A 10,612-nucleotide genomic window follows, 5' to 3' on the forward strand; every position below is an offset into this window, starting at 1 on the left:
TAACGAGACCTTCGCGGCTTGTTCCGCCTGGGTCGGCAAATGGCGCTACTTGTCCGTTCCCATCGACGAGACGAATGGCAACATTCCACCCTGAGCGGGCTTACCACACTGGTACCAAGCGTTAGGTTTTGACCACTAGCAATTTCAACACATGGCTGGTCGACCCGACCTGCCGATGGAACGTCCCGCGCTCATCCACCCCCGATGCCGGCTAGGGGGACAATGCTGCTCGCTCGATCGTTGGAAGAACCCGCGCGGGGCGGCCGGTTTTTTGGCCGGTTTCATGCAGCGGGGAAGCGGCGGCGCCGGAGGAAATTCATGGGTGTGAAGGTCGATTTCAGCTACTCGAATTTCGTGGCGATCTACCCACAGTTCGCGACGCTCAGCCAAACACAGGTCCTGCAGGGCGCGCTGCCCATCGCGGAGCTCTATTGCCGCAACGATGGCGGCGGCCCGGTCAGCACGGCCCAGACGCAAACGACGCTGCTCAACCTCATGGTCGCGCACATTTGCCAGCTCATGTTCGGTGTCAACGGCCAGCCAGCGGCCGGGATCGTGGGGCGTATCTCCGATGCGACCGAGGGCAGCGTCTCGGTGTCGGCCGACTTCCCCGTGACGCCAAGCAACGCCTGGTTCATGCAGACCCCATTCGGCGCGGCGTTCTGGGCTGCGACGAGCGCCTACCGGACGATGCGCTACGTCCCAGGCCCGCGCCGCTTCTTCAGCCCGTGGCTCAACCAGTAGAAAAGGACATCGTCATGGAACAGCTTCTTCGCCAGTTTACGCGCGAGTTTCGCGCATTCCGCGAGCAGGCCGAGGACCGTATCGCCACACTCGAGCGCAATGCTCGCCTGGCGACGCCGGCGCCCGTCGTGGTTCCGCAGGAGCCCGAGACGCCTGTCGTCGATCCCGCTGCCAATGCTGGTGCAACCGGTGCCGCCGATGCGGCTGGATCGACAGGCTCTACCGGAGCAACCGGTGATACCGGAGCGACTGGAGCGACCGGCGATACCGGCGCCACAGGTGCGACTGGCTCGACCGATCCGGCGGCCGACGCCAAGGCGAAGGCGGCAAAGGCGTAAGCCGATGGTGCAGCTCACGGGCGGCGACAAGCTCGCCGCAAAGCTTGCCGAGATATCGAAGAACCTCCAGAAGGCCGCCTCTGTCGATATCGGCTTCCTGGAGGGCGCGACCTATCCTGACGGCACGCCCGTCGCGCTGGTCGCCGCGCTGAATGAGTTCGGCTCGGGCGACACGCCGCCACGCCCGTTCTTCCGGGGCATGATCGCCGACAAGAGCCCCGAATGGCCTGACGCCGTGGCCGGCCTTCTCGTCGCCAATGGCTATGATGCGGGCAAGACGCTCGGTCAGGCCGGAGCAGCCATCAAGGGCCAGCTGCAGGCCGCGGTCGTGGCCTATGACGGCACGCCGCTGAAACCTTCCACCATCGCCCGCAAGGGCAACGACAAGCAGCTTGTGGACACCGGCCACATGCTCGCATCGGTCGACTATGCCGTGAAGAAATAGCCCGGCACACCCTTTCAAGGAGATCCTGACAATGCGTCTTTCGATTTGGGACAGCCAGCGAGGCACGGTGAATGCCAACGTCGCGCTGATCAACACCTCTGCGCCGGTGGCGCTCACCGTCTCGGGCTTGCTGACACCCGCCGAGCTGCTCGCCGGCATCATCACCGTCCAGCAGGGCGCTGCCGCCCCCTCGGCGCAACAGCTGCCGACCGCTGCCGTGCTCCAGGCTGCGCTGCCTGCTGCCTTCGCGGTCGGCGACTCCTTCGACGTCTCGGTGATCAACACCTCCGTCGTGGATGCCGAGGACGCGACCATCACCACCAACACCGGCATGACGCTGGTCGGTTCGATGGACTTCCCGGCCCACAGCGGTCCGACCATCCCGTCGAGCGGCATCCTGCGCTTCATCAATACGGCGCCCAACGCCTTCTCGGTCTATCGCGTCGGCTGATCGACCATGAATCTGCATGGGATCGTTTCTGGTGCGATTGCGTCGGTGAACCCGTTCGTGACCGCCACGCTGAAACGGTCGACCGGCTACACCACAGCCGGCGACGGCACCAGGACGCCGCAATACGCCGATGTGCCCGGTGTGTCGGTGCAGGTGCAGGCGCTCAGCTATAGCGACCTGCAGCACCTCGACGGCCTCAATATCCAGGGTGTGCGGCGCGCCATCTACCTCAACGGTTCGGCCTTTGCCGTTGTGCGCCCGCTGCAGACAGGCGGCGATCTCGTCGTCTTCCCGGCCGGCACCTTGCCGGAGGGCAACACCTGGCTCGTGGCCTACGTCCTCGAGGAATGGCCCGACTGGTACAAGGTCGCGATAACGCTACAGAACGGAGCCTGACATGCAGAGCGTGAATGACAGGGCGGTGAGCCTCGTCGATTCGAACGGCGTTCCGTTCTCCGGAACCAATCCCCTGCCGACGAGCGGTGGCGGTGGTGGTGGGACGACGTCTGGCGGTGCCGATGTTGAAGTCGTGCCGCCCGTCACCGTCGGCGCCTACACCGCTGGCTTCGTCATCGGCGGCGTGATCGCGTTTGCCAATGTCCTGCCGGCAACCTTCACCGGCATCCTCGAAAGCTTGACCCTGAAATTCAAGGGCACGCTCCAGACGACGGAATTTGATGTGGCGATCTTCTCAGCTGCGCCGGCTGGCGCGTTTGCGGATCACGCCGCGCCCGTCATTGCGGCGGCCGACAGTGCGCTGCTTCTGGGCGTCTACCCGATGACGGCCAGCCTGAGCCCGCTCGGCACCCACACCGTCTACACGCTGGACGGCATCGCAAAGCAGATCGTGGGATCGTCGACGTCGCTGTTCGCAGTCGTCACGACCAAGACCATTCCGGTTGCACCCCTGTCTGTCTCGGAGATGTCCCTTCGCATGGGTGTCGCGTGGTAGCAGCCGCCCGCAGGATCGCCAAAAGAGCGCTAGGCAACGGCTACAAACCGCCGCTGGCGCGCTTCAAGTACGGCGTTGACTTCGTCAATGGGCGTGCCAGGGGCGGCTTTCAGGTCTACGGCAACAACAATGACGATGGTCGCCTTTTCCGCGACCCGACAAATACGAGCGCGTGCTTTGCGCCGGCAGCGTCCGGCCTGCTGGTGCCGGTTGGCGCGTCCGGCCTTCGCCGCACGACGCGCGGGCATTGGGCCTACCCGACCACCACGATCCTGAACCTACAGGCGCGTGACATGACCAACGCGGCCTGGGTCAGGAGTGGCGCCGGCGCAGACATCACCGTCACGCGCACCGGCATTATCGGCGCCGACGGCGCGGCCAACACCGGCAACCGGCTGACCTGCGTCAACGCCGGCGGCACGATCCTGCAGACCGTTGTGCTCGCGTCCAGCCAGCCGCTGTATCAGCTCTACATCAAGCGCGTCAGCGGAACCGGCCCGATCCTGGCGACCGTCGACAATGTCACCTTTGAGGACATCACGGCCGAGATCGGCGCCGGCGGCGTGTATCTACTGGCCTTCACCACCAAGGCCGGCGTGACCAGCCCTGTCTTCGGGTTGAAGATGGCGAACCCCGGCGACGTCATCGACGCCGACTTCAACCAGATGTTCAATCCGCCCAACGGCGTGAACGTGCCAAACCCCTGTGTGGCGGCAACGGTTGCGGCAACAATCTTCCTTTCGCAGTCGCGCCCCTCGGCCAACAATGCCGATGCCGCGCCGAAATCGCTGATCACGGCGGAGCAGGGCAATTTCGCATTCTACTGGCAGGGCCGCAGCATGCGCCCGACAGGCGGTTTCATCATCACCGGCGCGACGGGCGTCTTCTGTTCGGTGCAGGCGGATGGGTCGGTCAAGTTCTCGGCCAACGCTGGCGGCGCTTCCTCTGCGGCGGGCAAGTGGAAATTCGACAACGGCCTGACCCAGGTCAACAAGGTCGCCGGATACTTCAAGGCAGACGGCACGATCAAGGTTGCCTGCAATGGCAGTGTCGGGTCGGGGACGGGCGCGACGACAACCCCGACGCTCGACCATGCCGATGAAGGCACAAACGGCGCTGGCCCGAACTCGATCTATGGCCTCGACGAAGAGTATTTGGTCGGCCCGAACCTCACGTTCAGCGATGCCGAACTTTTCGCGATGACCGCATAGGAGCCATCGCATGCTCAGCCCCAGCCAATCGACCATCCAGACGGTGTTGCGCCTCTTTCTACTGGCGATCCTGCCGGCGGGAGTGGAGGTGGTGTCGTCCCAGGATAACCGGGTGCCTGAGCCCGCTGGCGATTTCGTCACCATGACGGTCAGCCGGCGCGGTCGCCTCTCCACCAACGTCGACACCTTTCAGGATTGCGCCTTCGAGGCTTCGATCACTGATCCGGTGATGACGGTCACCCAGGTCGAGTTCGGCACGATCCTGGCCGGCGCGACCGTCTTCGGAACCCCGGTGGCGGCTGGAACGCTGGTCGGCGCGCAGACTGGCGGCACGCCCGGCGGCATCGGAACCTACACCGTGGCGCCGGCGCAGACCGTGACGGCCCAATTGCTGGCGTGCGGAGCTGAGACCCTCATGCAGCCGACCGAAGTGGTGATCCAGCTCGACGTGCACAGCGCAACGGACTCGGTCGCTTCCGACATGGCGCAGGTGATCGCGACCCTGATGCGCGATGAGCGAGCAACGGACTTCTTCGCCGCGTCCGGCATCGATGCCGCGCCCTTCTATGCCGACGATCCGAAGCAGGTGCCGTTCTTCAACGGCGAGCAGCAATACGAAACCCGCTACGTCGTCGACGTCCATATCCAGGCCAACCAAGCACTCGGCCTGCCGCAGCAATTCGCCGACGAGGCCGTGGTCCACGTCGTCAACGTCGACGCGACCTTCCCGGTCTGAACCCCTCAATCGAAACAGAAAGGACCTGGTCCATGACGACCATCCCGGCCTCTCAGCTTGTGAACGTCATTCCGAACGTTCTCAATGCCGGCGGCAACGCGCTCGTGATGAACGGCCTCGTGCTGACCCACAACACCCGCGTCCCGACCGGCCAGGTGCTGTCCTTCCCGAACGACGGTATCTCGGTGTCGAATTTCTTCGGCGCTTCCTCGGAGGAAGCCGAGATCGCCGCGGTCTACTTCAACGGGTTCAACAACTCGACACAGAAGCCCGCCACCATCCTTTTCGCGCAGTATCCCTCGGCTTCGGTCGCGGCCTATCTGCGCGGCGGCCGCGCGGCTCAACTCTCGCTGGCCCAGCTCAAGGCGCTCACCGGTACGCTCCTCGTCGATGTCGACGGCTTTGTCCGCACCGCCAATGCGCTCGACCTGTCGGGCGCCACCAGCTTCTCGGCTGCGGCGGCGCTGATCGAAACGGGCCTCAACGCAGTCCCGCCGCAAGCCGCGACGGTGACGGGCGCCATCGCAGCCGCAACGGCAGCGGTGACCGCGYCGATCGCCGGCTACGTCATGTATGTGACCGGCGTCACCTCGGGCACGCTGGTCGCCGGTGCTGTCGTGTCCGGTGCCGGTGTGGCGGCAGGGACGGCGATCACCAACCAGCTGTCGGGCACGACGGGCGGCATTGGCGAATATGCGGTGTCGATCGAACAGGTCGTCCCCAGCGAGGCCATCTCGGCCAGCTATGGCACGCTCACGGTCACGGCGATCGCTTCCGGCACGCTTTCGGTCGGCCAGACGCTTGCCGGTACCGGCGTGACCGCAGGCACCCGCATCACGCAGCTTGGCACCGGCTCTGGCCTCGCCGGCACGTACTTCGTCAACCTGACGCAGACGGCGGCCAGCGGCACGGTAACCGCTTCCGCCACGCCGCTCGAGGTCTCCTTCGACTCCGTGGCTGGCGCTTTCGTCATCACCTCGGGCGTTGCCGGTGAGGCYTCGACCGTCGACTTCGCGACCGGCACGCTTGCCGACGATCTCTTCCTGACCCAGGCGACTGGCGCGGTGCTCTCGCAGGGCGCCGATGGCACGACCCCTGCCGCTTTCATGACCAACATCACCCAGGTCACCCAGAATTGGGCGACCTTCATGTCGATCTTCGATCCGGACGATGGCTCGGGCTCGGTGCAGAAGCAGGCCTTTTCCGCATGGGTCAACAGCACCAACAAGCGCTACGCCTATATCGCCTGGGACACGGACATCGTGCCGACCGAGAGTGAAGATGCCACGTCGAGCTTCGGCAGCATCATCAAGGCCGCCAATCTCGACGGCACCTGCGCGATCTACCAGCCCGACGGCGGGCCGACCACGCCAGCCGAGATCGCCGCGTTCATCTGCGGCGCTGCGGCCTCGATCGACTTCCAGCAGACCAATGGCCGCATCACCTTCGCCTTCCGTGGTCAGGATGGCCTGGTGGCCGGCGTGTCCACCGCGACGGTGGCGAACAATCTCTTCGCCAACGGCTATAACTTCTACGGCGCCTATGCGACGGCGGCGCAGCAGTTCCTGGAGTTCCAGAACGGCACGGTGTCGGGCGAGTTCGAATGGCTGGACAGCTACATCAACCAGATTTGGCTGAACAGCCAGCTGCAGCTGGCGCTGATGGAGCTGCTCCAGAACGTGAACTCAGTGCCCTACAACACGGCGGGCTTTGAGCTGATCAAGGCGGCCTGTCTCGACCCGATCAACCAGGCGCTCAACTTCGGCGCCATCCGCGCCGGCGTCACCCTGTCGGCGCTCCAGATCGCCGAGATCAACTCGGCGGCCGGCGTCAAGGCCAGCGACACGCTCCAGCTGCAAGGCTGGTACCTGCAGGTCAAGGATGCCACGCCGCAGGTGCGCCAGGCCCGCCAGAGCCCGCCGATCAACTTCTTCTACATGGACGGCGAGTCCGTGCAGCAGATCGAGCTGACCTCGACCCTCGTCCAGTAAGCGGCAACCAATCACCCGTCAGGAGCAAGATCAATGGCGACCCTCACGTCCGCGAACGCGGTCATCACTATCACGGTGCCGAACCTCTTCCCGGCACCGGTCCAGCTGCAGGGCTTCTCTGCGGACAACATCTACGACATGGACAGTGTCGATCAGATCGAGACCGCCATGGGCGTCGACGGCATCCTGTCGGGCGGCTTCGTCTTCAACCCGACCAATCAGACGTTCGTGCTGCAGGCCGATTCCCCGGCGATCGCCTTCTTTGAAACCTGGGCGGCGACGCAAATCCAGGCCAAGGACGTCTTCAATGCCAACGGCAGCACCACGCTGCCATCGGTTGGGCGCTCCTACATCTCGACCAAGGGCTTTCTTATCAGCCTGCCGCCGATGCCGGCGGCGGCCAAGATCCTGCAGCCGCGCCGTTTCGCGATCCGCTGGCAGAGCGTTCAAAGCGTCCCGAACTGAGGGTAAGACATGCGTAAAGAGATCGACATCACGATCACCGATCCTGGTCGTGACGAGGGCAAGACCTTCCACATCTGCGAAATGCCGGCGGCGCGCGCGGAGAAATGGGCCATGCGCGCCCTTCTCGCCGTGGCGCGCTCCGGCGTCGACCTTCCGGACGACTTCACCGGCATGGGTATGCAGGGCATTGCCATCATCGGCATTCGAGCGATCACCAAAATCGCCTTCGAGGATGCCGAGCCGCTGCTTGACGAGATGATGGAGTGCGTCATGGTCAAGCCCGACCCCCGCAATCCGGCCATCAAGCGCGTGCTGTTCGAGAGCGACATCGAGGAGATCACCACGCTGGTCACGCTGCGGCAGGAAGTGATCAACCTGCACATCGGTTTTTTTACGCGCGGCGGCCCGTCGAAATCGACTTCGGCGGAGTCGCCGACGTCCGGCTCCTCGAATACGAAAACGTCTCCCGAGCCATCGGTCAGGTTCTCTCAAAGGGCAAAGCCACGCTCCGCGACTTAGACGAGTGGCTGTCGATCGAGGACGTCCACGACCTTCTAGAGGTGGCGATGGTCGACGCGCACAACCTGATGCTGCTGAGGAAGAGGGACGCAAATGCCAACGGTCATTGACAGCCTGATCGTTACGCTCGGTCTCGATCCCAAGAATTTCAACGACCAGCAAAAGAAGACGTCGGAGAGCTGGCTCAAGACCGTCGGTGCATTCCAGAAAGGCGGCAAGACGGTCGAGGAGAGCTCGAAGCGGGCCGCCGAGACAGTAAACCTGATCACCCGCCGCGTGCTCGAGCTGTTCGCCGTCATCACCGGTTCGCAGGCGCTAAGCGAGTTTGCCGGCAAGATCATCACTGCCGACGCAGCGCTCGGCCGCTTTGCGTCGACCGTCGGTGAAACGCCGCAGCGCCTCTCGGAATGGGAGAACGCTTCGGAGCGGTTCGGCGGTTCTGCCGAAGCGACGGCGGCCACCCTGGCGCGCGTCAACAAGCAGCTCTTTGACCTCAACCGAAACGGCCAGATGTTGCCGCGCGAGTTCTCGCAGCTGCAAGCCTGGACCGGCATGTCGATCGATCCCAACCACGGGATTGAGAAGTATCTGTCCGACGTCTCGGCCGCGTTGCAGAAATTGCACGAGACGAGGCCGGCAGACGCGCACATCGTCGCTCAGGCGCTCGGCATCGATCCGGCCACCGAGCAGCTTATGTACAAGATGGGCCGTGGCATCGACGCCTATCTCGACAAGCTTGGCAACCTGGCTCCCAGCAACACCGCCATCGCTGCGGCGCAAAAGCTGCAAGCGACCTGGGTCCAACTGACCCAGCAGGCGACCGCGCTTGGCAACACCGTCCTGGAGACTGTCGGGCCTGCGATCGCCGACGCCATCGCCAAGATGACGGACTGGATCGACAAGAACCAGGAGTGGATAAAGACCGGGATCGTCGAGGCGGTGAAGCGCTTCCTCGACTTTCTCAGCAAGATCGACTGGAACGCCGTCGGCACCGGCATGCAGACTTTCGCGACGGGTGCGAAGGAAGTGGTCGACGGGCTGGGCGGCATCATCAATGCCACCGAGATCCTGTTCGGCCTTTGGCTCGGCGCAAAGTTTCTCCGCGTTCTCGCCAACATTCGCTCGCTGGCCAGTCTGGGCGGTGGGGGCGCTGCGGCCGATGCGGCTGGAGGCGCTGGCGTGATGGGCTTTATGGGCAAACTATCGCCCTGGCTTGCCATGCTGACGCTGTCGGGCGACACCCCGCAAGGGCAAGGGAAAGGCGTCTATTATACCGATAGGGATATCGACACCATCACCCAGATGAAACACTRCGATGGCAGCGGTCCGCAAAAGCGATATGCGAACAATGGTGGCGGCACCACTGTCGACGGCAATCCCGTTTCCAAGAGCAATCCGCTCCCCGTCACCATCTCTGACCAGAAAAGCGATGGCGGCGGCTTCTGGAGCAACCTGGTCAGCGGCATCGGCAATCTGTTCGGCGCTGGCGAGCGGAACGCATTTGGCCCGCCTGCGGCCAAGGACAGCGGTGCTGGCGGCGGGATCGGTGGCCCGCAGAGTAGAAACGGCGGCACCAAGGGCTGGTGGACGCCTGAGCGGCAATCTCAGGCCTATCAGACGCTCGTCGCTGGCGGCCTCTCCGATGCCGGCGCGCGCGGGCTGGTTTCGCGCTGGATGAACGTCGAGGCGGCTGGCGGCCCTTCGTCGGTCAACAGCATCGGCGCAATGGGAATAGGCCAGTGGCTGTCTCCCCCTCGCAAGCGCGCGCTGATGGCCTTTGCCAAGGCTCGCGGCAAGGACTGGAACGACTTCGACACGCAGTTGCAGTTCTCGCTGTCCGAGATCAATGGAGCCGAGAACCGATCTGGTCCCGCGTTGCGCAATGCCAAGACCGATGCCCAGGGCGCGACGGCCGCATCGATGTATGAGCGTGCCGAAGGCTACAACGCCTAGACCGGGACGGACAACTACACTCAGAAGACCTACCGGGGCATGGCCTCGATCAACACCGGGGCCAAATCGGCCGCGCTGTCGAACATCTCGGCCACGCATGGCGCCACGACGTCGAAAACTTCGGTCGAGAACCATATCGGCAAGATCGACGTGCATAGCCAGGCGACCGACGCCAACGGCATTGCAGGGGACATCAGCGGCGCTCTGGACCGTCGTCTGTTCTCGGCTCAGGCAAACTACGGATTGGCGTGATGGCTGGCATTCTTGAGGTATTGGAGAGCGACGCCATCGGGCTCCTTGAGGGCCTGTTCCAGCAGCAGCAGTGGGGGATCTTTTTCGGCGGTGCGCCGGTCGTCATCGCCGACAACGTCGTCGAGGTGCAGTATCGCCAGCAATGGTCGATCTCTGACTTCCCGGTCGAGCGTGGGGCCTTCGAAAGCTATGACAAGGTCCAGGTCCCCTACGACGCGCGGCTGCGCTTCACCGCAGGCGGATCGCTGGCAAACCGCGAGGCCATGCTGGCGTCGATCGCCGCGGTTGCGGCCGACACCAACCTCTACGACGTGGTGACGCCGGAGGCGGTCTACCTCTCCTGCAACTTCACTCACTACGACTACAGCCGCCGCTCGAATGAAGGCCTGGGGCTCCTGTCGGTCGATATCTGGCTGATCGAGGTGCGCCAGGCGGTCAGCGCCGCCATGTCGAACACGCAATCGCCGAGCAGCGCTTCCCAGGTCAACGGCGGGACCGTGCAGACGGTGCAGGCGACTGGCCCGCAGCTGGCGAAATTCCAGACCTCGTCTGGTC

The 10,612-nt window shown here is 64.2% G+C and carries 14 protein-coding genes; all 14 read left to right on the plus strand.

Translation table 11 applies throughout. The features are described 5' to 3' along the window. Positions 1-318: 318 nt before the first annotated feature. A complete protein-coding gene (locus ACXJ7R_RS15790) occupies positions 319-744 on the plus strand; it encodes a DUF4054 domain-containing protein (protein ID WP_457152647.1) in 426 nt (141 codons plus the stop codon). Positions 745-758: 14 nt separating this feature from the next. Further along, entirely contained in the window at positions 759-1,082 is a 324-nt protein-coding gene (locus ACXJ7R_RS15795; RefSeq protein WP_457152648.1) for a hypothetical protein, read from the plus strand. A gap of 4 nt (positions 1,083-1,086) precedes the next feature. Beyond that, on the plus strand, positions 1,087-1,527 hold the full coding sequence (locus ACXJ7R_RS15800) for a hypothetical protein (protein ID WP_457152649.1): 441 nt from the start codon (positions 1,087-1,089) through the stop codon (positions 1,525-1,527). 31 nt (positions 1,528-1,558) lie between these two features. Next, positions 1,559-1,978, plus strand: a complete 420-nt coding sequence (locus tag ACXJ7R_RS15805) for a hypothetical protein (protein WP_457152650.1) — start codon at positions 1,559-1,561, stop codon at positions 1,976-1,978. Between the two features lie 6 nt (positions 1,979-1,984). Then, the gene (locus ACXJ7R_RS15810; protein WP_457152651.1) at positions 1,985-2,374 is read left to right on the plus strand and encodes a hypothetical protein; all 390 of its coding nucleotides are present in this window, start codon (positions 1,985-1,987) and stop codon (positions 2,372-2,374) included. 1 nt (position 2,375) lies between these two features. Continuing rightward, positions 2,376-2,930, plus strand: coding sequence for a hypothetical protein (locus ACXJ7R_RS15815; protein WP_457152652.1), 555 nt, complete (start codon positions 2,376-2,378; stop codon positions 2,928-2,930). After that, complete coding sequence (locus ACXJ7R_RS15820) at positions 2,924-4,141, plus strand: hypothetical protein (RefSeq protein ID WP_457152653.1); 1,218 nt, start codon at positions 2,924-2,926, stop codon at positions 4,139-4,141. The genes ACXJ7R_RS15815 and ACXJ7R_RS15820 overlap by 7 nt, the downstream gene beginning before the upstream one ends. A gap of 10 nt (positions 4,142-4,151) precedes the next feature. Then, positions 4,152-4,877, plus strand: coding sequence for a phage neck terminator protein (locus ACXJ7R_RS15825; RefSeq protein ID WP_457152654.1), 726 nt, complete (start codon positions 4,152-4,154; stop codon positions 4,875-4,877). 32 nt (positions 4,878-4,909) lie between these two features. Next, positions 4,910-6,868, plus strand: coding sequence for a DUF3383 family protein (locus ACXJ7R_RS15830; protein WP_457152655.1), 1,959 nt, complete (start codon positions 4,910-4,912; stop codon positions 6,866-6,868). Positions 6,869-6,901: 33 nt separating this feature from the next. Then, positions 6,902-7,333: a phage tail fiber protein gene (locus ACXJ7R_RS15835; protein WP_457152656.1), complete on the plus strand. Its 432-nt coding sequence runs from the start codon at positions 6,902-6,904 to the stop codon at positions 7,331-7,333. A 9-nt stretch (positions 7,334-7,342) separates the two neighbouring features. Next, complete coding sequence (locus ACXJ7R_RS15840) at positions 7,343-7,852, plus strand: hypothetical protein (RefSeq protein WP_457152657.1); 510 nt, start codon at positions 7,343-7,345, stop codon at positions 7,850-7,852. A 93-nt stretch (positions 7,853-7,945) separates the two neighbouring features. Then, the gene (locus ACXJ7R_RS15845; protein WP_457152658.1) at positions 7,946-9,805 is read left to right on the plus strand and encodes a phage tail tip lysozyme; all 1,860 of its coding nucleotides are present in this window, start codon (positions 7,946-7,948) and stop codon (positions 9,803-9,805) included. A gap of 39 nt (positions 9,806-9,844) precedes the next feature. Next, positions 9,845-10,057 carry a hypothetical protein gene (locus ACXJ7R_RS15850; RefSeq protein ID WP_457152659.1) on the plus strand — a complete coding sequence of 71 codons (213 nt, stop codon included), beginning with the start codon at positions 9,845-9,847 and terminating at the stop codon, positions 10,055-10,057. After that, a partial coding sequence (locus ACXJ7R_RS15855; RefSeq protein WP_457152660.1) for a hypothetical protein occupies positions 10,057-10,612 on the plus strand: 556 nt, incomplete at its 3' end. The genes ACXJ7R_RS15850 and ACXJ7R_RS15855, both read left to right, overlap by 1 nt.

This window comes from Mesorhizobium sp. P5_C1 (genome assembly GCF_054049815.1).

What these genes read in the sequence shown, in the direction of transcription:
- ACXJ7R_RS15850 (WP_457152659.1), top strand. Translation starts at nt 9,845, where the DNA reads ATGGCCTCGATCAACACCGGGGCCAAATCGGCCGCGCTGTCGAACATC.
- ACXJ7R_RS15835 (WP_457152656.1), top strand. Translation starts at nt 6,902, where the DNA reads ATGGCGACCCTCACGTCCGCGAACGCGGTCATCACTATCACGGTGCCG.
- ACXJ7R_RS15805 (WP_457152650.1), top strand. Translation starts at nt 1,559, where the DNA reads ATGCGTCTTTCGATTTGGGACAGCCAGCGAGGCACGGTGAATGCCAAC.
- ACXJ7R_RS15800 (WP_457152649.1), top strand. Translation starts at nt 1,087, where the DNA reads ATGGTGCAGCTCACGGGCGGCGACAAGCTCGCCGCAAAGCTTGCCGAG.
- ACXJ7R_RS15810 (WP_457152651.1), top strand. Translation starts at nt 1,985, where the DNA reads ATGAATCTGCATGGGATCGTTTCTGGTGCGATTGCGTCGGTGAACCCG.
- ACXJ7R_RS15815 (WP_457152652.1), top strand. Translation starts at nt 2,376, where the DNA reads ATGCAGAGCGTGAATGACAGGGCGGTGAGCCTCGTCGATTCGAACGGC.
- ACXJ7R_RS15840 (WP_457152657.1), top strand. Translation starts at nt 7,343, where the DNA reads ATGCGTAAAGAGATCGACATCACGATCACCGATCCTGGTCGTGACGAG.
- ACXJ7R_RS15795 (WP_457152648.1), top strand. Translation starts at nt 759, where the DNA reads ATGGAACAGCTTCTTCGCCAGTTTACGCGCGAGTTTCGCGCATTCCGC.
- ACXJ7R_RS15825 (WP_457152654.1), top strand. Translation starts at nt 4,152, where the DNA reads ATGCTCAGCCCCAGCCAATCGACCATCCAGACGGTGTTGCGCCTCTTT.
- ACXJ7R_RS15790 (WP_457152647.1), top strand. Translation starts at nt 319, where the DNA reads ATGGGTGTGAAGGTCGATTTCAGCTACTCGAATTTCGTGGCGATCTAC.